The organism is Actinotignum timonense (assembly GCF_002860685.3).
GTDB classification, from domain to species: domain Bacteria; phylum Actinomycetota; class Actinomycetes; order Actinomycetales; family Actinomycetaceae; genus Actinotignum; species Actinotignum timonense.
In genome coordinates, this window is the sequence record NZ_CP136960.1 from 1,706,401 (window position 1) to 1,733,293 (window position 26,893).

The 26,893-nt window shown below is 62.6% G+C and carries 23 protein-coding genes and 1 tRNA gene; 6 read left to right on the top strand and 18 right to left on the bottom strand.

The window, feature by feature from the left end; translation table 11 throughout:
• Positions 1–30: 30 nt before the first annotated feature.
• Both lgt and CYJ17_RS07085 read right to left on the bottom strand, forming a co-directional pair.
• Complete coding sequence (gene lgt / locus CYJ17_RS07080; protein ID WP_087070757.1) at positions 31–1,047, bottom strand: prolipoprotein diacylglyceryl transferase; 1,017 nt, start codon at positions 1,045–1,047, stop codon at positions 31–33.
• A complete protein-coding gene (locus tag CYJ17_RS07085) occupies positions 1,044–1,982 on the bottom strand; it encodes a beta/alpha barrel domain-containing protein (RefSeq protein ID WP_180948617.1) in 939 nt (312 codons plus the stop codon). The genes lgt and CYJ17_RS07085 overlap by 4 nt, the downstream gene beginning before the upstream one ends.
• A gap of 99 nt (positions 1,983–2,081) precedes the next feature.
• Between CYJ17_RS07085 and CYJ17_RS07090 the strand changes: the two genes are divergently transcribed.
• Positions 2,082–2,675, top strand: coding sequence for a nucleoside/nucleotide kinase family protein (locus CYJ17_RS07090; RefSeq protein ID WP_143231881.1), 594 nt, complete (start codon positions 2,082–2,084; stop codon positions 2,673–2,675).
• Positions 2,676–2,758: 83 nt separating this feature from the next.
• Here the strand turns inward: CYJ17_RS07090 and CYJ17_RS07095 are convergent, their stop codons facing one another.
• From CYJ17_RS07095 to CYJ17_RS07120, 6 genes are all read right to left on the bottom strand, one after another.
• Positions 2,759–3,643 (bottom strand): FKBP-type peptidyl-prolyl cis-trans isomerase, encoded by an 885-nt coding sequence (locus CYJ17_RS07095; RefSeq protein ID WP_101594706.1) that lies wholly within the window; start codon positions 3,641–3,643, stop codon positions 2,759–2,761.
• Positions 3,640–5,010, bottom strand: coding sequence for a Pup--protein ligase (gene pafA / locus CYJ17_RS07100; protein ID WP_101594704.1), 1,371 nt, complete (start codon positions 5,008–5,010; stop codon positions 3,640–3,642). The genes CYJ17_RS07095 and pafA overlap by 4 nt, the downstream gene beginning before the upstream one ends.
• A 14-nt stretch (positions 5,011–5,024) precedes the next feature.
• A complete protein-coding gene (locus CYJ17_RS07105) occupies positions 5,025–5,204 on the bottom strand; it encodes a ubiquitin-like protein Pup (protein ID WP_026429315.1) in 180 nt (59 codons plus the stop codon).
• Positions 5,205–5,371: 167 nt separating this feature from the next.
• Positions 5,372–6,961 (bottom strand): depupylase/deamidase Dop, encoded by a 1,590-nt coding sequence (gene dop, locus CYJ17_RS07110; RefSeq protein ID WP_087070754.1) that lies wholly within the window; start codon positions 6,959–6,961, stop codon positions 5,372–5,374.
• Positions 6,958–8,622, bottom strand: a complete 1,665-nt coding sequence (arc, locus tag CYJ17_RS07115) for a proteasome ATPase (protein ID WP_234984500.1) — start codon at positions 8,620–8,622, stop codon at positions 6,958–6,960. The genes dop and arc overlap by 4 nt, the downstream gene beginning before the upstream one ends.
• Positions 8,623–8,716: 94 nt before the next feature.
• On the bottom strand, positions 8,717–9,868 hold the full coding sequence (locus CYJ17_RS07120) for a tRNA (adenine-N1)-methyltransferase (protein ID WP_234984499.1): 1,152 nt from the start codon (positions 9,866–9,868) through the stop codon (positions 8,717–8,719).
• Positions 9,869–9,932: 64 nt separating this feature from the next.
• On the opposite strand from CYJ17_RS07120, the gene CYJ17_RS07125 reads away from it, so the two are divergent.
• Complete coding sequence (locus CYJ17_RS07125; RefSeq protein ID WP_026429313.1) at positions 9,933–10,754, top strand: RecB family exonuclease; 822 nt, start codon at positions 9,933–9,935, stop codon at positions 10,752–10,754.
• A 92-nt stretch (positions 10,755–10,846) separates the two neighbouring features.
• On the opposite strand, the gene CYJ17_RS07130 is transcribed toward CYJ17_RS07125, so the two are convergent.
• Both CYJ17_RS07130 and CYJ17_RS07135 read right to left on the bottom strand, forming a co-directional pair.
• Positions 10,847–12,115: a hypothetical protein gene (locus CYJ17_RS07130; RefSeq protein ID WP_087070753.1), complete on the bottom strand. Its 1,269-nt coding sequence runs from the start codon at positions 12,113–12,115 to the stop codon at positions 10,847–10,849.
• Positions 12,116–12,239: 124 nt separating this feature from the next.
• Positions 12,240–13,061 (bottom strand): undecaprenyl-diphosphate phosphatase, encoded by an 822-nt coding sequence (locus tag CYJ17_RS07135; protein WP_087070752.1) that lies wholly within the window; start codon positions 13,059–13,061, stop codon positions 12,240–12,242.
• 184 nt (positions 13,062–13,245) lie between these two features.
• Between CYJ17_RS07135 and CYJ17_RS07140 the strand changes: the two genes are divergently transcribed.
• Positions 13,246–14,202 carry an aldo/keto reductase gene (locus CYJ17_RS07140; protein ID WP_087070751.1) on the top strand — a complete coding sequence of 319 codons (957 nt, stop codon included), beginning with the start codon at positions 13,246–13,248 and terminating at the stop codon, positions 14,200–14,202.
• Positions 14,203–14,208: 6 nt separating this feature from the next.
• Here the strand turns inward: CYJ17_RS07140 and CYJ17_RS07145 are convergent, their stop codons facing one another.
• Together CYJ17_RS07145 and CYJ17_RS07150 are read right to left on the bottom strand one after the other, a co-directional pair.
• Complete coding sequence (locus CYJ17_RS07145) at positions 14,209–14,619, bottom strand: hypothetical protein (protein WP_087070750.1); 411 nt, start codon at positions 14,617–14,619, stop codon at positions 14,209–14,211.
• Positions 14,620–14,760: 141 nt separating this feature from the next.
• Positions 14,761–14,845 (bottom strand) — tRNA-Leu (locus CYJ17_RS07150).
• Between the two features lie 249 nt (positions 14,846–15,094).
• Between CYJ17_RS07150 and CYJ17_RS07155 the strand changes: the two genes are divergently transcribed.
• Together CYJ17_RS07155 and CYJ17_RS07160 are read left to right on the top strand one after the other, a co-directional pair.
• Complete coding sequence (locus tag CYJ17_RS07155; protein WP_234984498.1) at positions 15,095–17,119, top strand: M3 family metallopeptidase; 2,025 nt, start codon at positions 15,095–15,097, stop codon at positions 17,117–17,119.
• Positions 17,120–17,289: 170 nt separating this feature from the next.
• The gene (locus CYJ17_RS07160) at positions 17,290–18,342 is read left to right on the top strand and encodes a GNAT family N-acetyltransferase (RefSeq protein ID WP_087070749.1); all 1,053 of its coding nucleotides are present in this window, start codon (positions 17,290–17,292) and stop codon (positions 18,340–18,342) included.
• Here CYJ17_RS07160 and CYJ17_RS07165 read toward each other — a convergent pair.
• The 4 genes from CYJ17_RS07165 to CYJ17_RS07180 form a co-directional block, all read right to left on the bottom strand.
• Positions 18,339–18,803: a hypothetical protein gene (locus CYJ17_RS07165; protein WP_180948616.1), complete on the bottom strand. Its 465-nt coding sequence runs from the start codon at positions 18,801–18,803 to the stop codon at positions 18,339–18,341. The genes CYJ17_RS07160 and CYJ17_RS07165 overlap by 4 nt on opposite strands.
• 153 nt (positions 18,804–18,956) lie before the next feature.
• Entirely contained in the window at positions 18,957–22,208 is a 3,252-nt protein-coding gene (locus tag CYJ17_RS07170; RefSeq protein WP_087070748.1) for an error-prone DNA polymerase, read from the bottom strand.
• Between the two features lie 2 nt (positions 22,209–22,210).
• Positions 22,211–23,905 (bottom strand): Y-family DNA polymerase, encoded by a 1,695-nt coding sequence (locus CYJ17_RS07175; protein ID WP_087070747.1) that lies wholly within the window; start codon positions 23,903–23,905, stop codon positions 22,211–22,213.
• On the bottom strand, positions 23,905–24,579 hold the full coding sequence (locus CYJ17_RS07180; protein ID WP_143231880.1) for a hypothetical protein: 675 nt from the start codon (positions 24,577–24,579) through the stop codon (positions 23,905–23,907). The genes CYJ17_RS07175 and CYJ17_RS07180 overlap by 1 nt, the downstream gene beginning before the upstream one ends.
• 281 nt (positions 24,580–24,860) lie before the next feature.
• On the opposite strand from CYJ17_RS07180, the gene CYJ17_RS07185 reads away from it, so the two are divergent.
• Complete coding sequence (locus tag CYJ17_RS07185) at positions 24,861–25,334, top strand: tRNA (cytidine(34)-2'-O)-methyltransferase (protein WP_087070745.1); 474 nt, start codon at positions 24,861–24,863, stop codon at positions 25,332–25,334.
• Between the two features lie 131 nt (positions 25,335–25,465).
• On the opposite strand, the gene CYJ17_RS07190 is transcribed toward CYJ17_RS07185, so the two are convergent.
• Together CYJ17_RS07190 and CYJ17_RS07195 are read right to left on the bottom strand one after the other, a co-directional pair.
• Positions 25,466–25,762 (bottom strand): helix-turn-helix transcriptional regulator, encoded by a 297-nt coding sequence (locus CYJ17_RS07190; protein WP_051278575.1) that lies wholly within the window; start codon positions 25,760–25,762, stop codon positions 25,466–25,468.
• A gap of 235 nt (positions 25,763–25,997) precedes the next feature.
• A complete protein-coding gene (locus CYJ17_RS07195) occupies positions 25,998–26,855 on the bottom strand; it encodes a TrmH family RNA methyltransferase (RefSeq protein WP_087070744.1) in 858 nt (285 codons plus the stop codon).
• Between the last annotated feature and the right edge of the window lie 38 nt (positions 26,856–26,893).

Genomic DNA, 26,893 nt, shown 5'->3' on the forward strand with positions numbered 1-26,893 from the left:
TTACGCTAGCGCACGGCAAGCCCGGCGGCTTCACCCGTTCACTGAGCGGTTACCCACCTCGGTTTCGGATTCGCTTGACGCGGCTGAATCGCCTGTGCTTGCGGCCCCGGAAGTTTCCGTTTTTTCAGGTACGACGGCGGCCTGGCCGGCTGCGGCGTCGTCGTTCTGTGAAACGTCAGCTTCAGTTTGTGGTTCCGGGCGGGCCCGCAACCACACGTGATCGCGAGAAGAATCACGTAGGTAGGCGCGCCGCAAGATAACGAGGGCGATGATTCCCCCGAGCAAAACGAGCAGCGACGTCCATACATTGAGACGCAAACCGGCCACGAGATGCGCCGGGTCGATCCGCAAGTTTTCGATCCAGACTCTGCCGAGGGTGTACACGATCACATACGTGGCGAAAAGTTGCCCGGCCACCAGGCGGAAGCGTTTTTCGAGGAGAAGAAGTACGACGGCGCCACCCAGGCACCACAGCGATTCGTAGAGGAAAGTGGGGTGGAAGAGCTGCTCGGGTGGGAAGCCGGCGGGGCGGTACGCGGCATCAACCTGCAAGCCCCAGGGCAGTGAAGTGGGCCCGCCGAAGAGTTCTTGGTTGAAGTAGTTACCCAGGCGGCCAATGGCCTGGGCGATGAGGAGACCCGGGGCGAGGGCGTCGGCGAAGGGTAGCAGGCGCACCCCGTTGCGGCGGCACCCGATCCAGGCACCCACGCCTCCCAGGGCCACCGCACCCCAGATGCCCAGGCCACCGCCGCGCAGGTCGAAGACGCGCCACGGGTCACGGCCCGGGCCGAAATAGAGCTGGTAGTCGGTGATGACGTGGTAGAGCCGCCCGCCGATAATCCCGAAAATTACCGCCCACAGCGCGATGGAGAGCGTGACATCGCGGGTGGCGCCTTTGGCCACGTAGCGCCGTTCCGTGAGGGCGTAGGCAACGATGATGCCGATGACGATGGCGATCGCGTAGAACTTAATGGAGAGGGAAAACGCGGAGGTCTCAAAAAGCACCCATTCGGAATGCTCGGGAGCTGGAATAGCTGTTGGAATCATCGTGTCCCTTCCTGTCCGGGGGCGTGGGGCGGATGCCCGAGCCCGGGTGCCTGAGCGGTACCTTCGGTTACGTTAGCCGTGCGTTCGGCCGTGCTAGCCATGCGTTCGGCCGCGCTAGCCGTGCCTTCGGCCACGTGTGCGGTCCGTTTCGCCATAAGTAGCGCGGCCGGATGCCGGCCCGCGGTAGCCATGCTAGCCAGCAAACCGGCCGGGTCTGCTGTTTCAAGCAGGGCCCGCCCTACAATAACGCAGCCAGCGCCGTGCCGTGCCGCGGTGAAAACATCGCAGGGATTGCGCACCCCGCGCCGCACCACCCGCACGCAGGTGTAGGGCAGCGCCTCGAAAAGTTGCGGATAATCGGTGGCGGAGCGCGAATCAGCGATAACGACGCGCGCCGCGCAAGCCATCGCGCGCGCTATGTCACGTTCGGATTCCACTTCTAGGCAGGGCTCCATCCCGAGGGAACGCGCCCGTTCCACCAGGGCCTCAAGCTCCACATCGGCGAGAATCCGCGGGGTGAGCGAGACGGCATCCGCTCCCGCCGCGCGGGCCCGCAGGAGTTGCACCGCGGAAACGGTGACATCGCGGTAGAGCAGCCGGCCCACCCCGAGGGCGCGGGCGAGGCGCAGCGCCGGCAAACCGAGCCCACCGGGAATCACCGGGGCGGTTACCGAAATGGCGGCCGCTCCCCCGCTGCTCAGTGCCTGCGCGAAGGCCTCTAGCTGCGCCGGAGCGGGTGCGGGGCTGCCGCCGAGGCTGCGAATTTCCCCGATGACCCCGATGGGGCGCTGCGGGCTGGGCACGAGGGCACGGTAGAACTCGCGCGGGGCCGGGGCCGCCTGGGCGGCACGCCGCAGCGCATCACGCTCGAGGTCCGGGACCTGCCTGGCGGCGGCCCGCACCCGCTGTGCTACCTCATCAATAAACCACGCCACTGTGCCTCCCGGTGTCGGTGAGCTTCGCTCCGCGTGCTGGTTATGACATAGAGTACCCGCACGGTGTGACAAAAAATGACGCAGGAACAGGTGGCACCCATGAAAGAGAGCAAAGAGGGCCTGGACCTCCTCGCGGGCCTGGTATTTCGCGGGAAAGGCCGGCGAGTTTACGGCATCGACGGGCGGAGCGGATCCGGGAAAACTCAGCTATCGCGGGCGCTTGCGGCGCGGATGCGCGAGGGCGGGCTCGCGGTTGAGATTCTCGAGGTGGAGCGTTTCATACCCGGCTGGGATGGCTTGGCCCGGGGCACGCAGCGGGTGGCCCACGATATTCTGGAGCCTTTTCTACGCGGGGAGAGCGCGCGGGTGGCTCCCTGGAATTGGTATCTGAGCTGCTACGATGCACCGGTCGCGGTGCCGGGGGATGCGCGCTGCGAGGTGCTGCTACTCGAGGGGTGCGGGGCAGCTTCCGCGGCCTGCGCGCCGCTGTGCACGGCGACAATCTGGATGGAATGTGAGGATTCTCTCCGGCGGGAGCGGGTGCGGGAACGCGAGGGTGATCCGAGTAGCTGGTGGGATAGGTGGGCTGCCCAGGAGGCTGCTCTCTTGAGCAAAAGAGATGCCCCAGCCCTGGCGGACGCGGTGGCGCGCTGGGAGGCGGGGCAGCTGCACGTGGAGATGCGCGGTTGCTAGGCCGCGGTCGCGGCACTCTTCCGGTGACGCGCTAGGAGCCGCGTGCAGCGACGCGAGCTTGAGCGCGTACGGCGAAACGAGCTTTAGGCCCCGCCGGCGCGAAGCTGGGTGAGCGCCCGGCCCGTCGCCAAAATATCAACGATGGCGACCAGGTCGCTATCCCCGCGGGCCTGACTTGCCGGAATCAGAATCATGACGCGTGAACCTACCCGCTGATCAACCAGGCCTTTGCGCATCCCGTCCATCAGATCGCCCATGGCGGCACGCACCGGCCCGGAGGTCCAGCTGGAATCGACCGTTTGGCCATTCGGATCCACGAGGAAGTAGTTGAGCACAAGCTCATCCGAGGCGGCTACCTGCTCCCCGCGCCCGAGCACGAGGGGAACCACCGCGAATTCCGGGATGGGCCCGCCGCCCCCGGTGAGCACGGGCGCTACGCCTTCTCCGCTGGCCAGGCCCGGCATTCCGGCCGGTGGCGTAGCGGGCGGCGGAGCTGCGTCCCCGCGCGCATTTGTGTAGAGAATATCGACGACGACGATTTCTACCGCTCCCGGGTCTCCGGCCACCAATTCTTCCCGCTGAATCAGCAGGCGGCTTCCTTCCCGCTGCCCGGCGAGGTAGGGAGCCAGCTCCCCTACCCCTGCCTTGCTCACGGTGGCCAGGGTTATCCCGCCGGTGGCGAAACCTTCCACGGGTGCCTCGGTACGCGAGTCGAAGGAAGTGATACGGGCGAGTACCGGGCTGCCTTCCGCCAGTTCCACCCCGTCTCCCGGGCTGAGGACCTCCTGGCGGACCCCGTCCACGTGGAGGTTCCCTTCCACGGAGATGGTCACGGGTGCCCCGAAAGCGCCTGTGACATCCACGCTTCCGGGGGTGCCGGGCTCGCGGTGGCCGCTACAGCCCGCTAACGCGGTAGCGGCCACCGCCAATCCAGCCAGCAGCGCTCGGTACTTCAGGTGGGGTGTCACGCGGTGATCTCCTCGATAAGCGCCTCGACCTCGGCGTTTTCAGTGGCGAGTGGGTCGTTGAGGACCACACTGGAATTGCCATTGGCCTCCATGAGGCGCAGGGTGGACCAGTCCACCGCCACATCGCGCCGGGCTTGCCGCGCCGCACTCAGGAAACGCCCGCGCAGCACGGCCCGGGTGCTGCGCGGCGGGTCCGTCATCGCCGCGGTAGCGCGTTCGGGGGTGATAACGCGGCGCAGGAGCCCGGATTCTTCCATCCGGTCGCGCAACCCACCTTCGGTGATATCGTGATACGCCAAATCGAGGCGTGCCACCCGGGCATCGCAGAGTTTCGCCCCGGTGCGTTCCCGGTAGCGAGTGAGGAGGGCGAGTTTAGCGGCCCAGTCGATTTCGGTGGCAATAGGGCTGGGATCGCGGTGTTCCACCGCTGTAATAGCGCGCTCCCACAGCTCGAGGAGGTAGCGCCGGGTGGGGTCAAGTTCCGCCAGGTAGCCTTTCCGATCCAGGTGGTTCATCGCGGCTTCATACATCCGCTGCTGCACCGAAATCGGGTCGGTGAGTCCGCCGCTGGCAAGTTCCAGATTGGCCCGCCCGGATAGGTCCGCGCCGGTGATCCGGATGGCGTGCATGGGATCGGCGAGTTCCAGATCGGGAAGAATCGCGCCTTCTTCCACGAGGGTGAGGAGGGCTTCGGTGGCCGCGACTTTGAGGCCGGTTGTCGCCTGGGAAATATTGGAATCCCCCACGATAACGTGCATGCGCCGGTAGAGTTCCGCATCGGCGTGGGGTTCATCGCGGGTATTGATCATGGGCCGCGACCGCGTGGACGCCGAGGAGATCGCCTCCCACATCTGGTGGGAGCGCTGAGAGAATTCGTAGCGGACCTGCCCGTCTTCCCCGCGGTGCAGGCTTCCGGCTCCCGCCACGATTTGCCTGGTCACAAAGAAGGGGATGAGCCGGGCGATGCGCTGGCGATAGTCCGGGCGCCGGTGCACCATGTAGTTTTCGTGACACCCGAAGGAATGCCCTTCGGAATCAACATTGTTTTTCAGGAGGTGGATGGCCCCGGGGACGCCGTCGTCGTTTAATTTCTCATTGGCGCGCTTGGCGAGCCGCGCGAAAATGAGTTCGCCGGCGCGGTCATGGGCGAGGAGATCGTCGATATTATCGCATTCGGCGGTGGCGTATTCCGGGTGGGCGCCCACATCCAGGTAGAGGCGTGAGCCGTTTTCGAGGAACGTGTTTGTGGACCGATGCGCGGCGAGCACCGGCGCGAAAAGCCGCTGGGCGGATTCTTCGGCATCCAGCGGTGGGCGTGTTCCGCGCCGGGCCGCGCAGGTGATTCCGTACTCGGTCTCGATGCCCATAACGCGACGGGGTATCACTGTCCGCCTTTCTGCACGAAGCCCTGCACGAAGGAGGACGCATTGCTTTCCAGCACGGCGTCGATATCGTCGAGCAGCGCGTCGATACCAAAATCTTGGTTTTGGGCCTGCGGGGCTTCCACTTCGGTGTTTTCTTCCTGGCGGCGCTGGGGCTGCAGGAATTCTTGACTGGACATTTCTTCCTTCCTCTTTTCTGGTACTGGTGCGGATAGGTGCAGGCTGCGGGTGCATGCCGGCTGCGTGACCCGCCCGAATGCGTTACCGGCCCGGGCCCGCCTAAGTAGTCACGTGACCGGGCCTAACGCAGGCCGTAGCCGGGCGGCAGGTGCCGGCCCCGGTCCGCCTACGATCCCGCCGCGGTGAGCGCGGCAATGACCTCGTCAATCGTGTGGGCGCCGGCCAGGGTTGCCCCCAGGGCCGCTTCGTTCGCACCGTTAGGATCGGGCAGGCTGAGGCGGTGGAGCTGGCCGGCGCTATTACGCAGCACCGCACTCGACCAACTTGCCGCGGCCACGTGTTCGGAGAAGCGGGAGATGAGCTGGCCGCGCAGATACGCGCGCGTCGAACCCGGTGCCTGCAGCGCCGCCGTGGCGATCTCCGCTTCGGAGAAGAGTTCCTCCACCCGCCCGGCTCCCCGCAGTTTCGCCACGATGGAGCGCTCGGGGCGCAGATCATGCCATTGGACGTCGAGGGCGCGCAGCTTATCCGAATCCCAGCTGCCCCCGCCGCGTTCGCGTAATTCATTGAGGATCTGGTATTTCGCCACCCATTCCACCTGGGATGCGGCAGAGAAAATATCACGCGAAAGCAGGTCCAGCACGCTTTGCCACCGCTCGAGAATTTCGGCAGTATCGCCGTCCACCTCACCGCGTTCGTCCAGCGCATCACGGACCGCGTCCAGGTAGATCTGCTGAATCTCCAGGGCGGTACGCGGTTCTCCTTCATGCACCTCAAGTTTGGTGCTGAGGCTCGGGTCCTGGGAGACCGTCCAGGTGAGGGGCACCGGACTATCCATAATCACGGATTCCAGCCCGAGGGGCACCGCGTCCTGTTCGAGCATCCACAGCACCAGCGAGGTGGTTCCCACTTTGAGCAGGATAGAGACATCGAATTGGTTGGCGTCTCCCCCGATGACGTGCAGGCGCCGGAAGCGCTCCGCGGCCGCATGCGGTTCATCGCGAGTATTGATAATGGGCCGATTGAAGGTAGTTTCCAGCCCGACGTCATTTTCCACGTAGTCGGCGCGCTGCGAAATCTGGAAACCGGGTTGTTCCGAACGCGGGCCGAGCCCCACGCGCCCGGTACCGCATAGGATCGGCCGGGTCACGAAGAAAGGCGTGAGGTAGCGGATGATTTCCGTGAAGGGCAGCGCCCGATCAACCAGGTAGTTTTCGTGCGAGCCGTAGGCCGCGCCTTTCCCGTCCACATTGTTTTTGTAGATCGCGAATTCGCGCCCGCCTTCGCGCAGCAGTTCTATTCCGCGCCGCGCGATGAGTTCACCGGCACGGTCCCAGAGCACGGCTTCCCGCGGGGTCGCGGTTTCCGGCGAGGAATATTCCGGATGGGCATGATCAACGTAGAGGCGCCCGCCGTTGGTGAGAACCGCGTTCGCGGCGCGCGGGCGGCGCAGCTCTGCGTCGTCGTCCGTTATAGGTGCGACGACGACGCCAGCTGGCGGGGCGGGATTCTCCGGATCATCGGTGAGTTGAGAAGGGTCCGCCTCCTCCCGGCTCATCCGGAAACCGCGGGCGTCATTGAGAGGATCCTCCCCGGTGTAATCCCAGGCCACCGGGCCGTGCGTGCCGGCCCCTGCCCCGGCGTGCCCGTAGCTTTCTACGAAATCGGCCGAAAGTACCACGGGATTGGCCCGCAGGTCGGCGGGTTCCATAATCCCGAATTCTGTTTCCAGGCCGATGACTCGACGTGCTGTCACCGTGGTTCCTCCCCCGTGTGCTGATGTGCGGATGCTGCGTTCGTAATCGCGTGAGGTGCGGGATCGGCCTGACCTGCCGCTTCAGCCCGGCACGTCGAATCGCTCTGGCGCGGACGCACCGCCACGATCCGCTCCCCGCGGTTTTTACCATTGACTTTGGCCCATTCATCCGGATTGGAAATCTGGTCCAAGTCCGAGCTATCGCGGGCTTCGGCATGCACGGCAGCGATAGCATGCTCCGCGGTAATCCCACGCACCCCGGTGGTCAAATACGTTTTGATAGCTGCTTTTTTCGCGCGATCAACGATGCCGGCCAGGAGAGCCCCGGAAACGAAATCGGCAAGATAAAGAGTTTCTTTCCGCCCCGAAGCATAGGTGACATCAACGAAGCGGTTCTCCGGGGATGCCTCGAAAACCTTATCCGCGATGAGGCGGGCCAGGTGGGCCGCGGCCCCCGCCCCGCCGCCGTAGGCTGCAATATCAGCTGGCGCGTAGGGCAGCTCGGGGGTGAGGTACTTGGAGAGAATATCCACGCTCCCCGCATAATCGGGGCGTTCGACCCGGATTTTCACGTCAAGCCGGCCGGGCCGCAAAATGGCCGGGTCGATCATATCTTCCCGGTTGGAAGCACCAATAACGATGACATTGGAGAGTTGCTCCACCCCGTCAATTTCAGCGAGGAGCTGGGGCACCACGGTTGTTTCCACATCGGAAGAAACCCCGGAACCGCGGGTGCGGAAAAGGGCTTCCATTTCGTCGAAGAAAATGACAACGGGGATACCCGAGGAGGCCCGGTCCCGGGCCCGGGAAAAGATTTCGCGGATCTGGCGTTCGGTTTCCCCCACGTATTTATCGAGGAGCTGCGGGCCCTTGATATTGAGGAAGTAGGAGGAAGCTTTGGCTACCCCTTGGGCACGCGCGGCATTCTCCGCGAGGGAGGTGGCCACCGCTTTCGCGATCATGGTTTTCCCGGTTCCCGGAGGGCCGTACAGCAAAATTCCCTTGGGCGGGCGCAGGCCGTGCTCTCGATAGAGGTCGGGTTGCTGGAAGGGTAATTCGATACTGTCGCGGATTTCCTCAATCTGAGCATCCAAGCCGCCAATATCCGCATAGGAAACATCCGGGACTTCTTCGAGCAGCAGGTGCTCGACATCCGGGCGCTCTACCTTTTCTACCAGGAACCCGGTTTTCAGGTCCGCCATGCAGGTATCCCCGACCCGCAGTTTCCCGGCCGAGAGTTTCCCGCCGATGCGCAGCACTTTTGTTTCGTCCGCGTGCACCCGCACGAGCACCCGCTGGGGATCCAGCACGAGTTCGACAGCAACGAGCTGCCCGGTATTTTCGTAGCCTCCAATGCCGACGACCACGAGTTCTTCATTGAGGCGTACTTCTTGGCCGGGGCGCAATTGTTCCAAAGCAACATACGGAGAAACAGCTACGTTCATTTTTCGGCCGCCCACGAGGGCGTCAATGGAATGATCGGAGGAATGCCCGCGAATAAAGGTGGCGAAAGTAGCCGGAGGCCGGGAGAGGGAATCAAGTTTCTCCCCCAATTCCTGGATGCGTTTCCGGGCGGCGACCAGCGAGGTGGAGAGCCTTTCATTTTTCTCACGCAAGGACGCGATTTCGGCAAGAGCCGCGCTCGACTCCGATGTGCTCATGGCTTCCTTTCTGATCGTCCCCTTATTCTAGGACAGGCCTACCTTACCGCCCACCCCGGGATATAGCATCCCCGGTGCCCTCACGGTTAGGTCACTAGTCCTCAAAGTGCTGTGCCGGCTCCGCTGCCCGCCACTTTTCCGCGTACCCCGCTTCCGCGCCTTGCCGCTGTTTTTCGGCGTACCGAGGCTCTTCGCCCTGCCGCCGCTTTTCGGCTTCACGTTCGGCGATTTCCGCCGCGATTTTCTCAGCTATCTGGCGGGAATGTTCTCCCGGGGTGGATACCCCGCTTTCTTCCACATCGGCCCGGTGCGCTAGATCACGGCGGACTTTACGAAGTTTCTTTTCCGCAATCGGGCGTTCCTGGAGCGGTTCAGCTTCCGGGTTTTCCCAGGGCATGGGTTCGGCGTAGGCGCCCTTGGCCGGGCGGGATGCCGGAGTGAGCTGGGTGGGCCCGGCTAGGCGGCGCGCCATAATAAGGAAGCCGGTATGCGCGACCATCCGGTGATCGGGGCGCACCGCGAGCCCCTCTAAATGCCAGTTGCGCACCAGTGTTTCACTGGCTTCAGGGCCGGTGAAAAGTCCCGTTGCTTTGAGATCTTCGGCGCAGCGGGAGAGCTGCGTCGTCGTTGCAACGTAAGCGAGGAAAACCCCACCGGGGACCAAAGCCTGCGCGGCCGCCGGAATGATTTCCCAGGGAGCGAGCATATCGAGGATAACGCGATCAAAACCGGCCGGGTGAGCGGCCAAAATATCAGCCGCTTCCCCGCATTCCACCTGCCAGTTTTCCGGGTGGCTCCCCCACCAGGACACCAGGTTGGCCTGCGCGATCTCCGCGAATTCCGGGCGGCGTTCCGCGCTGAGAAGAAAACCTTGAGGGCCTACCGCTTGGAGCAGGGAAATGGAGAGAGCCCCGGAGCCGACCCCGGCCTCAAAAACCCGTGCCCCCGGATAAATATCCGCAGTGTGGGTGATTTGCGCCGCATCTTTCGGGTAGACAATGGTGGCGCCACGCGGCATGGAAAGCACGTAATCGCTCAGGAGCGGGCGCAGCGCGAGGAATTCACGGCCTTCTTCGGTGGTGATGAGGCTGCCTTCCTCTTTCCCGATGAGCTCGCTGTGGCGGAAAGAGCCGCGCGTGGACTGGAAATAGCCATCAACCGTGAGATTGATGGTGTAATGCCGCCCTTTGGGATCGGTGAGTTGCACGCGTTCACCGGGGCGGAAGGGGCCTCGTCGTAGTGTCATTCCTCCAGTGTAGTTTGTCCTTCCGGCAGATTTTTCTGTCGTAGCGAGTTGTTAAAGTGGAAGCATGACTCGTCACGCCGCACTATCACCATCACGTGCCAAAGATTTCAAGCAGTGCCCGCTGCTCTTCCGTTTCCGAAGTGTGGATCGCCTCCCGGAAGCGCCCTCCCTCGCCGCGCTGCGCGGCACCCTGGTGCATTCGGTTCTGGAGTACCTGTACGCCGCACCGCAGCAAGCCCGCACCGAAGAATACGCTCAGTCTCTCCTGCTGCCGCGTTGGGAGGCGCACCTGGAAAAGTCCCCGCAGGATGCGGATCTTTTTGAGTCGGCGGATGCGCTTTCGGAATGGCTGGAACAGGCTCGCGCGCTTATTAGCAATTATTTCCATATGGAGAATCCGCGGTTTTTGGCGCCGCGGGATCGGGAAAAATTCATCAATGCCCGCCTGCCCTCCGGTTTGGCCCTGCGCGGAATCGTGGATCGTATCGATGCGGCTCCCGATGGGGCCTTGCGGGTGGTGGATTATAAAACCGGGAAGTCTCCGCATCCGCGCTACCAGAACGAAGCTCTCTACCAGATGCGTTTTTATGCGCTGCTTTTGGAATTGACGGAAGGGCAGCGCCCGGCCCGCACTCAGCTTGTTTACCTCAAGGATGGGCGCACTCTCACCTATGATCCCCTCCCGGAAGATACCCGGCGTATCGCCATGGATCTGGAGGAAACCTGGCGGGATATTGCCGCGCGCCTGGATTCCGGGGAATTCGAACCGCGCACCTCCCGCCTGTGCGATTGGTGCTATTTCCAGCAGATCTGCCCGGCCTACGGCGGAACTCCCCCGCCGCTCAGCACGGAGGGGGTGGAGCAGATGCGCACGGCACATAGTTAGCGCATGCGCCCAGGGTGCATTGGCACAGCGAACGCCACATTGGATGCCGCTCGCGCTTGCCTGACGCACCTACCTCAGGCTCTGGCCCCCGATTAGTCGGAAAGTAACTGGATACCCAGGAGTGCATCCACCGCGCGCACCACTTGCGCCGCATCGGGTGCTCCGGATGCCGCCCACTCATCCAGGATGTGCAGGGCTTGCGGGGTGTCCAGGTCATCCGAAATAGCCTCGATGAGCGCCCGGCAGGTGGGAACCAGCTCAGACTCCGCGGCCGTATTATCGCCCGGCCCAGCGGCTGCGGACTTTCCGAGCGCGCTGCGGGCTGCCTGCTGCCAGGCTTCCAAGCGAGCTTCGGCCCGCTCAAGCGCACTCGCCTGGTATTCCCAATCGGAACGGTAATGATTGGCCAGGAGCACCAGGCGAATCGCGCTCGGATGCGCACCAGCAGCGGTCAGCTCCGAAACCCGGACCAGATTGCCCAGCGACTTGGACATTTTTTCACCCTGGTAGGCCACCATTCCCACGTGGAAGTGAATATCCACCCGGCCGCGGTCACCCGTCATCTCCCGCAAATGGCTTTCGCTCATCTCGTGGTGCGGGAAGAGCAGATCACGCCCACCAGCCTGCACGGTGATATGTTCACCCAGGTAGGTACGGGCTATCAGCGCGCATTCCACATGCCAGCCCGGCCGCCAGAACCCGGGCTTCTCCCCCGCCGGCCGGAAATCATTGCCACGCACGCCTTTCCACACCAGCGGGTCAAGGGTGCGGCGCTTACCTGGACGGGTGGAATCCCCACCGTGTTCATCGAACATCCGCTCCAGATCCAAGTACTCGAAAACAGGCGCGGCGGCGAAACTCGGATCGCGGGTGAGATCAACATAGATATCTTCCGAGCCGTCCCCATTGGGCAAACGGTACGCCAGTCCACGCGCCTCAAAATCGCGGACCACCGCCTCCGCCTCATCCAAAATCTCGGAGACCGCAATCCAGTTCCTGGGCGGAACAACCCGCAAAGCATCCATATCGGAACGGAAAAGCGCTACTTGAGAATCAGCTAGTTCGCGCCAATCCACCCGGGTTTGCTCCGCGCGTTCAAAAAGCGGGTCGTCAATATCCGTGATGTTTTGGGCGTAGTGAACCGGAAAGCCCGCGGCCAGCCAGTACCGCACCAGGGTATCGGCACTCACGTAAGTAAAAGCATGCCCCAGGTGAGTGGCATCGTAGGGTGTGATACCGCAGGTGTAGAGGGTAGGTTGCCGCGTTTCCACCCGGCAAATCTCCTCATTATCGGAATCGTACAGGTTGAGGTCCGGGGTGAACCCCAGCTGTGGTACCTCTGGGCGTGTCCAAGTCTCCATCTGGTTATCCGTTAGTCTCCTACTTCGCGGGTCCTCCACGTGAGGAACCCACGCACAGTCTACCCAGTACGCCGCTCGCCCTCAGGGAACAGCAGCAGCGGGGCGAGCCGTTGCGGCGTCGTCGTTAAAAAACAGAGAGCACGCCGGTGCCGAGCAACACCACCACAAGCGCGGCCAGCACCAAGCGATAGATCACGAAAGGCAGGTACGAACGCGTGGACACCAAACGCAAGAACCACACGATCACCGCGTACCCCAAAACGAAAGAAATCGCCGTGGCAAGAATCGTGGGCCCGGCCGGAATCGAGGCGTCACCGGCGTATTTGATCAGCTGGTAGAAGCCCGAGAGCAGCACCGCCGGCACCGCCATGAGGAAGGATACCCGCGCCGCCGCCTCGCGGGTATAGCCGAGGAGCAGGCCGGTGGTAATCGTGCCGCCTGAACGCGATACCCCCGGAATCAGCGCGAGAGCCTGCCCGAAACCGAGGAGCAAACCGTCGCGATAGCTCATATCGCGCAGGTCTTTGCGCTGGCTCGCCCAGCGGTCGGCCAACCCGAGGAAAATCGCGAATAGCGCGAGCACGGCCGCGGTGATATAGAGATTACGTAGCGACGTTTCGATGGTGTCCGCGAAAAGCAGGCCGAGGAGGCCGATAGGAAGCGTGCCGATAATAACGACCCAGCCCATGCGCACATCCGCGTCCGTGCGCGCCACCCGCCCGGTCCACGAGTACAACCACTTCCGGATAATGCGCACGATGTCTTTCCAGAAGTAGCACAGCACCGCGGCTTCGGTGCCCAGCTGAATAATCGCGGTGAAAGCCGCACCAGGATCGCCCCACCCGAAAAGATCACCGACAATGCGGATATGCGCCGAAGAAGAAATCGGCAAAAATTCCGTTAGCGCTTGCACGAGCCCAAGAATGGCTGCTTCTAGATAACCCACGGGGACTAAGCATAGCGGGCGGGGCGCGGCGGCGCGGTGAGGCGTCCGGGCGGAACTGGCAGCGCGCCCCGGCGAAGTGCGGCGGCACTAGTGCGGCCCTGGCCCGGTTCTGGTCCGGTTCTGATTCGGCTCTGATTCGGTTCTGGTCCAGCTCTGGTCCGGCGCGGTGGTTTAGAGTGGAGTCATGGATTATCGTGCGGTTGGTGCCAGCGGGCTTCTTGTATCCGCGCTCGGCTTGGGAACGCTCACGTGGGGTCGCGATACCGATGAGGAGGAGGCCCGCGGGCAATTGCGCGCCTTTCTTGACGCCGGCGGCACCCTCGTGGACACCTCACCGGCTTTCGGTGACGGTGCGGCAGAAGCACTGCTCGGCTCCTTGCTCAGCTCTTTTTTCGGCGACGACGCCGCTCGCTCGCAGCTCACCATCTGCACCCGCGTAGGTTTCCTCGATAATCCGAGCGGTCCCAGCTATAGCGTGGCGCGGGCCGGGATTGCACGTTCCCTTGACGCATCCCTCGCCCGCCTCGGCATCGCCACCGTGGATATTGCAGTGGCCGGTGGCCCCGATGGCATCACCCCGGATGAGGAAACTGCGCTCGCCCTGGCCGGGCTGGTGATGCGGGGTAAGGCACGCTATATCGGGGTATCGGGATATGCGCCCTGGCGGGTTGCGGCTATGCAAACCCTGCTGCGCGAACGCCACCTACCTGCTCTCACCGTGGTGGAAGAAGAGTATTCCCTGGTGGAGCGGAGTGTTGAAACAGCCATGCTGCCGATGTGCGAGGCCATGGGGATCGGGCTGCTTGCCACCTCGGCCCTCGGGCGGGGTGTGCTTACCGGGAAATATCGGCATGCCATCCCGGCAACTTCGCGAGCGGCCTCCGATCATTTGGCCGCCTTTGTGGCGCCCTATTTGGATGAGGGACCGCGCCGGATTGTGGAGGCGGTGGCGAAAGCCGCCGAGGGCCTAAATTGGAACCCCGCCGAGGTTGCCCTGGGCTGGCTCCTGGCCACCCCGGTGAGCGCCGCCCTGGTAGGCGCGCGCACCGCCAGCCAGTTAACCAGCCTGCTCGGGGGAAACCTCGCGGGTGGCGAAGAGCTGCCTGATCTGGTGATCGAGGCGCTTAACGATATTTCTTAGCCCGTCTTAGGCGCGAGAAGCGGCGGCGTCGGCCTCATCCGCGTCGTCGCCTTCGTCGTCTTCGTCATCGAGGCCGGGGTAATCGTCCTCATCATCCTCATCGTCATCGTAATCGTCGTCTGAATCGTCATCATCGTCGTCCAGATCGTCATAATCATCGGTGTCGTAGAGGTAGTCCTCAGAATCGTCATCATCGTCGTAGAAATCGTCACTATCGCTATCGAAAACATCCAGCGGTGTTTCGACATCGAAATTCGTGAAGATGACGTCATCGTAAATGGTGTAGGCATCCGCCAGCTTATCGGCGGCTTCCAGCACCGCCGGAGCTTCCGGGTCATCAGCGGTAGTAGCCGCCTGGTGGAAATCCTCGAAAGCACCGATGAGACGGTCAAGCGCAGCGCGCGGATTCGTAGCCATGGCCCTAGAATACCCCGAAAGGCAGGTGATTCGCTAACCTTAGCGGCGCTGGAATTCCCGCGATTGGGCTGGATGCCGGCCATGCATGCACCCGGACATGCGAAAAGCCCCGAAACATAGATTTCCGGGGCTTTCTCACCGTGCGCGGAGGGGGACTTGAACCCCCACCCTCTATACGAGGACTAGCACCTCAAGCTAGCGCGTCTGCCTATTCCGCCACCCGCGCGGTGATTGTTCTTCAGCACGCCGTGCTGAGCAACAGAGAAGAATCTACCAGGCCAGTGCCCGCTTTTTCAAATTATGCGGCCGGGAACAGGTGTGATTCCACTTACGCACGGCTGGCGCGGGTTCTGGCGCGGGCCGTGCGGGTACCTATAGCGCAGGCCACGCCGGTACCTATAGCGCGGGCCGTGCAGGCACCTTGATTGCGGGCCGTGCTGGTACTTGTTCGGCCCGGCCCGCTACCGTTAAGCCTATGAGTACTCTCTTACCTGATTTTTCGCATGTGACCCCGGCATCCCAACTTGCCACGGTCCTTGATTTGATGGAGCACCAGCGCGGCGTCGTCGCCTCTCTTCTCGAGGTTACCGAGGCGCCCACCGTTGAGAATTTCTTGCGCCCCTTTGAACTCTCCGGCGCAGAGCTTGAGGTAGAAGCCTCGATTTTCTACACCTATTGTTCCTCGATTGGCGGGGCGGAGTGGGATCGGGTTGAGGCCGAGCTCAGCCCGAAGATGACCGCGCACGAGGACGCGCTGTACATGGATCCGCGGTTGTACCGGCGTTTTGAGCAGCTGTGCCAGGCGGATCTGGATCCGGAAACCGCGTATACCGCCCGCGAGCACCTCAAGCGCTGCCAACAATCCGGTGCCGGGCTCGACGAAGCCGCGCGCGGCGAACTGGCCGCTATCAATAACCGCATGGCTGAGCTTTCAACCGAGATCGGCCAGCGTATCGTGCAGGCCGGTCTGGATGACGCGGTGGAGTTCACCGAGGCGGAACTGAGCGGGCTGTCCGCTTCGCAGCGCGAAGGCCTGGCCGGGGAGGCCGCCGCCGCGGATAGCTCGGCCGCTTATCTCGCCACGCTGCGCCTGCCCACCCAGCAGCCGTTGCTGGATAATTTGGACGACGCCGCAGCCCGCGCCCGCCTCCTGGATGCGTCCCTGCGGCGTTGCGATGGTCATGACGCGGCCACCGATACCCGCGAGTCCATTCTGGAACTGGTGCGGTTGCGGGCCCGGGCCGCCAAGCTGCTTGGCTACCCGAACCATGCCGCCTACGTGGCCGCGAATTCTTCAGCCGGGACGCTGGAAAATATCGATGCGCTCCTCTCCCCCATGATGGCGCCCATTGCCCGCAATGTTGCTGCCGAAGCTGAGGAGCTGGCCGCCTTCGTCAAGGAACGCTGGGGGAAGGAGAGCTTCACCGCCAGCGATTGGGTGCGGGCCCAGAATCAGGCGCGCGCTGAAAAGTTCAGCATTGATGACGAGGCCCTCACCCCGTATCTCGAACTCGATAACGTGCTGGAGAAAGGTGTTTTCTACGCGGCCAATAGGCTCTACGGCCTGACTTTCACCCGCACTGAAGAACACGGGTACACCGATGACGTGATCGTGTGGAAGGTTGCCGAAGAGGACGGCACTTTCCTCGGCTACTTCCTGGGTGATTACTACGCGCGGCCCGGTAAGCGCGGGGGCGCGTGGATGCACGCTATCGTGCAGAAGTCCGCGGAGGGCTCCCCCGCTTCGGTCATCTGCAATAACCTCAATATCACCAAGCCGGCTCCCGGCGAGCCCACCTTGCTGAGCTGGGACGAAGTGGAAACTGCTTTCCATGAATTCGGGCACGCGCTGCACGGTTTCCTCTCCGATGTGCGCTGGCCCTCGGTGGCCGGAACGAATGTTCCGCGTGATTTTGTGGAATACCCCTCCCAGGTCAATGAGATTTGGGCCCGGCACCCGCAGGTGCTCTCGCGGTACGCGCGCCACTACCAGACCGGTGAGGTGCTGCCCGCAGCCCAAACCGAGGCGCTTGTTGCGTCGCGCGGCTACGGGGCCGGCTTCCGCATGTGCGAAATCGAGCAGGCGGTGCTTTTGGATCAGGCCTGGCATCGCCTCGGTGAAGCCGACGTGCCGGCAAGTCCCGCGGACTTCGAAGCTTTCGAGGAGAAGGCTTTGCGGGCCACGGGTGTGCAGCATGACCTGGTGCCCCCGCGGTACCGTAGCGCCTACTTCAACCACGTTTTCTCCGGTGGGTATTCTGCCGGGTACTACTCCTACACCTGGTGCGAGGCTCTGGATGCGGATACGGTGGCGTGGTTCCAGAACGACGCCGCACGCGAGGGCGATCTTGGCTTGAATCGCCAGGCTGGCGAGAAGTTGCGCCGCGAGGTGCTCGCGCGGGGTAATTCGCGTGATCCGAAGGAGTCCTTCGCGGCGTTGCTCGGGCGGGATGTGGATGCCACCGCGCTGCTCAAGCGGCACGGACTGCTGGAGAGCTAAGTACTGCGCGAGCCCTGAGCTTGGCGGCCTTTGCAGCACCACGGTGATGCCCTAGGGGCCGCATCGGAGGGCGCCTGAAAAGGCGCCCTGGAGCTGGCGCGAGGCCCGAACTGTGTGGTGGTTCGGGCCTCGCGTTTTTGTAGGCTTGCTGGCCTGCGTACACTAAAGCCATGCAGGAGTTCACACTAACCACGCCGTCGTACTTTCTTAGCGCTCCGCGCCCCGCGGATGAAACCGCGCTGGCCACCATCTGCGCGGACCCGGATATTCAACGTTGGACCACGATCCCGGCCGGCTATTCACGCTCGGATGCCCAAGCGTTCATCACTGAGTTCGCGCCGCAGAAGTGGGCAGAAGGTTCGCCGGTGTGGTTGATCCGCCGCGGGCCGGAATCCGCCCCGCTGGGCTGCGTGCAGGTGGATGTGACGGGAAACGGGCGCGTCGGCCGGCTCGGTTTTTGGGCCGCCAAAGAGGCTCGCAATACCGGGATGGTGACGGAGGCGGTGCGCACCGTCCTGGAATATTTCTTCGATAAGACCAATCTGGCGGCAATGCACTGGGATTGCGAAGTGCAGGGTTCGGATATCAATTGGGCTTCGGCGAAGGTCGCCTGGAAGCTCGGTTTTTCTTTCATCGGTATCCGCCCGGCTGTCACGGTGAATAAGGGCGAGGTTTACGGCTTGTTCCAGGCCACTCTCCAGCGCGGGGATGCCATGGAGCCCGCGCACGCCTGGTTTGGCCCCGGTGAGAAGCATCCGGCTTTTCCCGATCCGCGCCGCCCAGAGGATTTGGTGCGCCAATTCCACGAAACGTACGCGCTTCCTATTGTCACCGACGGGCCGAAAGCGGATCGGCCGCGCCTGCCGATGCGTATGTCCCTTATCGCGGAGGAATTTACCGAATTGGTGACGGCCGCCTACGGGAAGGCGGCCGGTGAACAGGTGAGCGCGGCTTTCGCACGGGCTGTTGATCTTGATGACGAAACCCGAGATATCGTTGAGATTTCTGATGCGCTCGCGGATTTGGTGTACGTGATTTACGGGATGGCCTTGGAACTGGGAATTCCCATGGCCGATGTGCTCGCCGAGGTGCAGGCCTCGAATTTATCGAAGCTCGGGGCGGACGGGCGGCCGATTTACCGGGAGGACGGCAAGGTTCTCAAGGGCCCGAATTTCTTCAATCCGGATATCCCGCGAGCTTTGGGGCTCTCCCCGCGCGATTAGCTCGCACTCCCGTCGTCGTCAATAATGGCGTCTTCAATGTAATCGCTGAGGCTGGCGGAGAGAATCTGTTGGGATAGCACGTCGATCCGTTTGGAGAGCCTGCGCCGTTCCGTAAGCCGCTGCGCGCGGGCCATGGCATCGAGGACGGGGATGGCCCGTTCGATGGAGTCGAGTTCGGCGCGCCACGCCGCGGCTTTTTCGGCAATATCAGCGGTGTTGGCCGAGGCGTAGAGATAGGTAACGTGTTCTTTGAGGATCTCGATACGGCCGCTGAGGCTGTGCGCGTCCCGCTCATTCGGCTTTTTTCCGGCAAGTTGATGCATGCGGTCCTGGAGTTTGGAAGCGATCTGCGGGTTCTCGCGGATGAGGGCGCGCAGTTGCGGTCCGTAACGCGTGATCACGAAAACGATGGCGGGGCCGATCCGACGCGCAAGCCGCAACAGTGCCCGATATTTACCCATAACCTTGTGCCTCCAGATTCTGTGCGGATGATGCTCCAGGTCGAGAGCAACTTCCGTTATCGTATCGATTGTTCGCGGCCGGTTGCGTTCTTTTCGCTAAGAGGTTTTAAGCGACGACGCCGCTGCTTCCGAGCCACCAGCTTTATCGCGCGGCTATCGGAAATCCCGGGAGGGAAGGTTGATCCCGAGCGGGATAGCTTCGATTCCATCGGCGTGGAAAACAGCGGCTCCGCCATCGCGTTCGACCATCCCGCGGATCACCAGGGCGTTCGAGGTGCGCGCAATCTCCCGATAGCGTTCCCATAGCTGCGGGGTGATAAGGACGTTGAGCATCCCGGTTTCATCTTCAAGGTTGAGGAAGGTGATTCCTTTCGCGGTATGGGGCCGCTGGCGGTGGGTAACCAGTCCGGCCACTTTGCACCTGCTTTTTTCAGGATGGGTGGATGCCGCGGTAACCGTGAGAATTCCGCGCGCGGTGAGTGCTGGGCGAATGAATTGCGTCGGGTAGGAATCGGGAGAAATTCCGGTGGCGCGCAGGTCCGCATGGGCCTGTTCCACGGCGGTGAGTTCCGGGAGCTCGGGCACCGCACCGAAAGGTTCGGTTCCGGGGATCGCAGGTTGATATGTGGTTCCGTGTACTACCTCAGCATTGCTCACTGCTTGGGCAATCCAGACGCCTTCCCGCCGGCTCACCCCCAAACTGTCTGTAGCTCCGGCGCGGGAAAGAATCTCGATATCTGCTGTTTTTAGCCGGGCACGCTGCGCTAGGTCAGCGAGGTCGCGGAAGGGCGCGCGGGCGCGGGCCGTGAGGATTCGCTGTATGGCCGCATTCCCGAGGCCTTTGATACTGCTGAGCCCGAGCTGGAGGTAGCGGTGGCTATCCACGTGGATACGCGGGTGTTCCCGTTTCGGACGATCTTGCGTATCGGGTAGTTCTTCCACTCTGGCATGTTCGTGCGAACGCGTGACATCTGCCCGCCGCACCACGAGGTGATGCCGCCTCGCATCGGCAACGAGGGATTGCGGGGAGTAAAAGCCCATCGGTTGCGCATTGAGCAAACCCATATAGAACTCTTCCGGGTGGTGAACTTTCAGCCAAGCGGAAGCATAAACGAGGTAGGCGAAGGAAAAGGCGTGGGATTCGGGGAAACCGAATTCGGCGAAGGCCGCGAGTTTCTCATAGATCTCTGCGCGCACCTCCGGATCAGTTATCCCCTGTTTTTCCATGCCTTCCATGAGTTGACCGCGCAGGCGTTCCATGCGGGCAGCGGAGCGTTTCGAGCCCATGGCCTTGCGGAGCTGGTCGGCTTGTGCGGGTGTGAAGCCCGCGGCGTCAATGGCAATATGCATAAGTTGTTCTTGGAAAAGCGGCACCCCCAGGGTTTTTTCCAGCGCATTTTTCAGGAGCGGGTGCGGATAGGTCACTTTTTCTTTCCCCTGTTTGCGCCGCAGATAGGGATTGACGGATCCACCTTGAATGGGGCCGGGGCGAATAAGAGCCACCTCGATAACCAAATCGTAGAAGCATTCGGGTTTCAGGCGCGGCAGGGTGGCGATTTGCGCGCGGGATTCCACCTGGAACACTCCGACGGTATCGGCTGCTTGGAGGAGTGCGTAAACCTCTGGATCTTCCGAGGGTACATTATGCAAACCGAGGGGCTGGCCGTTGGGTGCGAGAATTCCGCGGCGAGTGAGTTCAGTGAAGCTGATACGCAAGGCGGTGAGCATTCCGAGCCCGAGAAGATCGAATTTCACGAGCCCGGCGGTCGCGCAATCGTCTTTATCCCATTGCAGTACTGTTCTTCCCGGTTTGGAGGCCCATCCCACCGGGCATACGTCAATAACCGGGCGGTCACAAAGCACCATTCCGGAGGCGTGGATTCCCAGATGCCGCGGGAGCTGCTGTATCCGGGTAGCCAGCGCGGCGACACGTTCGGGTAGCCCGGCGGGCTGGGGCTGGGCGCCGCCGCCCGGGCTGATACTTCGATGGTGGAATGCTGATGCCCATTGGTCAATATGGTCTTCCGGGTATCCGAAGGCCCGCGCCACATCTCTGATAGCAAAGCGGGGCCGATAGGAAATGACATTGGCGACCTGGGCAGCACAAGAACGCCCGTAGCGTTCGTACACATGCTGGATGACTTCTTCGCGGCGTGAGGATTCGATGTCGATGTCGATATCGGGTGGCCCCGAGCGCCCCGGGGATAAAAACCGTTCAAAAAGCATGGCGTGTTTCACGGCATCGACCGCGGTAATTCCCAGGGCGAAGCATACGGCGGAGTTCGCGGCCGATCCGCGCCCCTGACACCAAATATTGCGAGAGTGGCAAAAGGCCACTATTTCTTCCACGATGAGGAAATATCCGGGGAAACCCAGCTGGGTAATGACCTCGAGTTCGTGCTCGATCACTTCCCAGGCACGCGGGTAGTCCGCCGGTGTTCCGTAGCGTTCGCGGGCTTTGCGCAGCACCAGTTCCCTCAGCCAGGTGGCTTCGGTATAGCCTTCCGGTACCGGGAACGGGGGAAGATTCGGCTTGACGAGGGAGAGGTCAAAGGCGCATTCTTCGGCGATGCGGGCCGCGGCTTCCAGGTAGCGTTCGCGCCCGCGGTGCAGGATGCGCCAGTCGTGGCCGGAGCGCAAATGGGCTCCGGCGGCGGGAAGGTAGGGATCTATCTCATCGAGGGTGCAGCGAGCCCGGGTGGCAGCAAATATATCGGCAATCGGGCGGTCGGCGGGATGCGCGTAGTGGACGTTTCCGGTGACCGCCGCGCGAACTCCGGTTTCCCGGGCCAGTTCTTCGAGAAGATCGCATCGCTGTGCGTCAAGCGGCCCGGCGTGGGAGGTGAGTTCCACGACGACGTTATCTTTCCCGAAGGTGCTGATAAGGAGGTCGAGTTCTTGCCGGGCGGCGCGGCGGGCCTCACTGCCGCGCTGGGTGTCAAGAATGCGGCGAAGTGTGCTTTTGCGGCAACCGCCGGTGAGGACAAGAATATCGCCATTATTGCGGGCAAGCTGAGCCAGCGTATGGTGCGCGATTCCTTTTGTACCGCTGGCGAGCATGGCTGTTCCGATAGCTCGGGAGAGGTGCTGGTATCCGGCCGGGGTGCGGGCAAGGAACACAAGATGCCCACCTTCCGGATCCGGGCCTTCGCGCGGCTGGGTGCTATCCAGCGTTATTTCGGTGCCGGTGATGGTGGGGAGGCCGGTATCTCGCCCGGCTTGTGCGAGCTGCATAACACCGGGAAAACCATCGTGATCGGTGAGGGCTAGGGCTTCGATACGCAGATCCAGGCAGCCTTGCACGAGGTCTTCGGGCAGGCTGGCTCCGTCAAGAAAACTGAAAGCCGAGTGGGCATGCAGTTCCGCATACGGGACATAGGGAGAGCTAGTGATAAGAGTGGTCATGGCTAGATGTAGCTGGCAGCAAGGTACCAGCGCTCCTGTTCTCTATAGAGAAGTACCGCCCCGGTGGTGGTGACCGCTTGGATATAGGCGCGCCGGGTAGGGTGCGCCCACCAGCGCTGTTCACTCACCCAGGGACCGGCGTAGTCGACTACCGTGAGGGAGCCTTCCACGCCGAAAAGCGCGCGGAGCGATGCGGTAGGAGGACCGGCGCTGCCCGCAGGTGAGGCAGCATGGCCCGCGGGTGAGGCATCGTGCCTTGCGGGCAAAGCCGCGCCGGTGCGGGAAGCCGTGCGGATGGTAGCCGGAAAGGGCCGCTGGCACTCCCCTGGGCAGTGCAGTGCGGTGGTTGCGGCAATAGCAAGTGGCTGCCCGCAGGTACAGAGCACAGCCACCGGATAGGGGGTGCGCAGGAACTGTACCGGGGCGGGTTCGGGCAGCCGGCCCGGCCAGGGAAGCCCCGCCCGGGAGGTATCTACCGCCTGGCCCCAGGGGATTTCTTGTATATCTTCTTCGGGGAGGCGCCCACCCACCCGGCGGGGCACCCGCACGTATTCTTCACCGAGGAGGCTTTGGAGGCGGTGAGCCCCGCGCGCGGCTGCCGCATCGCTGGTGGTGCGCGCACCCCAGAGGGGCGCCGGATGATTGCCCGCGGGGGTAATATCCCGGGCGATCAGCTCTAGTTGGGTAATACCTCCGCGGGTTTCCGCTGGAGCTTCGCTGGCCTCACGCGGCTGTGCTATCCAGGCGGAGATTTGCCACCGCACCCGATCCACCACATCTTCTTGGGTGAGGAGTTCGAGGTGCCAGCTGCGTGTCATTACTTCTCCGGAGGCGACGCTCGCCCGAATATCCAGGCGGGCGGAGCCAGCCGCACCGGCACGCATTTTTGTTTCGAGTTGCCCGGCGAGATTACGCGCGGCAAAAGCCGCGTGTTCCGCGTGGCTCAGGGGCGGATCAAAGGTAGCTACCACGGATATATCACGGGTATCCGAGGTGGCTTCGTGTGCGGGTAGGGTGCGCGCTGTGGCCAGATCCCACAGGTATTGCCCGATATTCCCGAAACGCGTGACGAGGGAGCGCTGCCCCAGCCCGATAACATCCGCGATAGTGGTAATCCCCAAGTCATGAAGTAGTTCCACGCAATCGCGGAGCGCGGGGCGGGTTGCTGACGTTGCGGTAAGAAGGAAAAGCGAGATCGGTTGGCTGGCCAATACTTGTTCGGAAGCACCCGGAGCGATAATGCGCGAGGTGCGCGCCGCCCATAGGCTAGGAAGGGTTCCTTCCGCGATTCCAACCCGGGCCTCACACCCGGCGGCATCAACGATATCCCCCACAATGCTTTCGCATAGGCGTTCTTCTCCGCCTGCGGTGCGTGCCGGGCCCGCGGCTGAAAAGATAACCACTCCCGGTTCCAGCATCGAGAAACGCGCCACTCGATTGGAGATAGCGCGTAGCACCGGGTCGAAGAAACGTAGCTCACGCGCCCCATCCCGTTGAATAACGGTGCATTGCGGGACGAGAGATTGCAGCTGCCGGATGGGCATATCCACCCGGGCGCCTTTCTGCCAGGCCCAGATATTGAGGCTGGCCACCCGGTGATGCTCCACGACCGCGACGGGATTTTCTCTGCTCACAATCCCCGCCATCTCCGCCGCGATAATGGGCCAGTGAGGAACCCAGACTGTTGCCTGGCGCATTATTCCCCACGCCTCCCCCGCGCATCGGTAACCGGTACCAAACGAAGCTCGGTTCCAGGAGCCTGGTCACCCGGGATCCGGCGCTCGGGCACCGCGCGGCGCGAAGCGACACCGTGCATAGCCGGAGCGACCTCATTCAGAACCGGGGCAACCTCATTCAAAGCCGGAGCAGCTTCGCGTGCAGATGGCACCGCCCGCAGGCCCGCGGCCGGATGCCAGCCGGTAGCATCCCACGCAATCCGCAGGCGCGCGCCGCGCGCGGAACGGAGTTCCACGGTGATATGTGCGATATGCCCGCTTCCGCTGGCCGGGCCCGTCACCGATTCATAGCGCGCCTGCACCCGATCCCGCACCTGCCAATTTTCCGCAATAAGCAGAGTTTCCCGGTTACGTGCCCGCTGCGCGAGCCGGCGCTGCTCCCGCGTATCCAGGCGCAGCGCGCTTCCCACAATCACCACGTCAAAAAGATCAATAGCGGCCGAAAGCGCCGCCCCGCTCCGGGCCGGCGGGAGGTAGGGAATAGTAACAATCCGATTGAGATCACTACCTAAACCGGCGCAGGCTTCCCACCCCATATCAGGCATCCCCAGGTAGATGCACCACGCACCTTGCGCACTTACCAGGGAGGCCACCAAGGCCAGCGCAATGCGCGAACCGCTAACTCCGAGAGTCATCCCCGGGGCTAAGCCCCGCGGGAAAAGTTGAGAAATTTCCGGTGGGAGATCCCAGCTGCTCCCGCCCGACTGCGGTTGTACCTGCGGTTGCGAACCGGCTAATCCCACCGCGGATTCCGCACGGGCAAGCGCGGCCCGCGCGGCAGCTAATTTCTGCGCACCCATAGCACCCCCCACAACACATTAGAACGGATGTTCGATTTTACGGTATGGCTTTACTCTACCGAAGGGATACGACACAAAAATCGCGCGCGAAATTCTTGGGCGAGTACCCTGGATGGGTGCTTCATATTGTTTTCTTCGAGCCGCGCATTCCCGGCAATACCGGCGCGGCCATTCGCCTAGCGGCGTGCACCGGCGCCACTTTGCACCTGATTGAACCCCTCGGTTTCGATTTTTCTGATGCGCACCTCAAACGCGCCGGCTTGGACTACCACGACCTTGCCAACCTCGTTATTCACCCGAATTTTGAGGAATTTCTCACCAGCGCGCCCGATGCTCGCATCTTTGCTTTTACGGGGCATACCCAAAATAACTTCGCCGAAGTCTCCTACCAGCCCGACGACTATCTCCTTTTCGGGCCTGAACCAACCGGCTTGCCCGCGCGCGTCGTCGCCCACGAACGTATCACCGCGGCGGTGCGCATACCGATGCTCCCCCACCTGCGGTCTCTTAATCTTGCCAATGCGGCATCCATTGCCGTGTACGAAGCCTGGCGCCAGCTCAGATACCCCGGTGCCGCCCAATTTTCCTAAAACATTTCCGGGCACACCTCAACCCGCTGCCCGCGCGCACCTTAAGCGCGCGCCGCACGCGGCCCCCAAGCTAGCGGCTGCCCACATCCAGGCGATACCCCTCCCGCCGCGCTACAGCACCATAGGACTAGCTATAAACCTTCCTCACGAAGCGCCTGATCGTAGAGGCGCTCGGCTTCGCCGAGGAGTTCCCCGGCGGACATCTCCAGCGCCCGCGCCAATTGGAGCAGCGTGCGTAGCTGCGGATTCGACGGCTTTCCGGTTTTATGATCGGAACGCCCACTTTCTAGCGATTGCAACGTGGTGCGGTTGAGATTGGCGCGCAAAGCGAGATCTTCTTGCGACATTCCCAGGCTTTCACGCCGGTCACGTACTGTTTTCGCCAAGCGCCACGCGACGAGCGAATCAATTTGGGAACTGTCCTGCACCCTTCCACTTTCGTCGTGCGTAGCACCTTCTTTCCACCGGGTATACCCGGCATTAACAGTAATTATTTTCTCAAGGGCCTGCTCTACCTGCCGTTTTGTTGCGCTCGGCTTCCCTCAGTTCTGAGTTTCTTTTAGCTCCGCGCTCCTTTAGTTTCGCGACAATCCCGCGACAATCCCGAGGCACTATCACCGCAGTCCCGCTTCACTTCCGCTCCACTCCCGCTTCACTTTCACCTTAGTCGCGGGTGCGCAGCGCCCAGCAGGCCACCGCGCTCGCCGCAGCCACATTGAGGGAATCCACGTGCCCGGCCATGGGAATAATGACCCGGGTATCCGCACTCGCGACGGTGCGCGCGCTCAGACCGTCCCCTTCCGTTCCGAGAATAAGTGCGACCCGCAAATCCGGGGCGAGCACATCAGCGCGATTCGCGAAATCGTCCAGAGTTTCGGCGTCGTCCTCTAACGCTAAAGCGGCCGTGAGGAAACCGAGACCGTGCAATTTTTCGATACTGCGCGGCCACTCGTGGATCCGCGTCCACGGCACCTGAAACACGGTCCCCATGGATACCCGCACCGAGCGGCGATACAGCGGATCGGCGCACGTATCGGTCACCAGCACCGCATCGACCCCGAGCCCCGCGCAGGAACGGAAAATAGCACCCACATTTGTGTGGTCCACCAGTCCTTCTAGAACGACGACGCGCCGCGCGCCGCGCCCCTCGCGTGCCTCCGCTAGCAGCGTTGCCACATCGGCCAATTCCGGGCGGTGCATCGCGGCCAGGGCGCCCCGATGGACTTTGAAACCGGTTACTGCCTGGAGCATCTCATCGGTACCCACGTAGATGGGCACTGCCGCTCCGTCCACTTCCCAGCCGCAGCGCTCCAAGCAGGCTTGCAAATCCGGGAGCCAGCGCGGGGAGGTGAGGAAGGAACGCGGCTGGTGGCCGGCCTGCAAAGCCCGCTCAATAACTTTCGTTGATTCGGCCATATACACTCCGCGCTCGGGTTCGAGTAAGCGGCGCAGGTGCACATCGGTGAGCCGGAAATAATCATCAAGTTCGGGAGCGGCAACGTTATCGAGGTAAATCAACACATAGCAAGCGTGCCACCACGCCGGTATCGGATACAAAT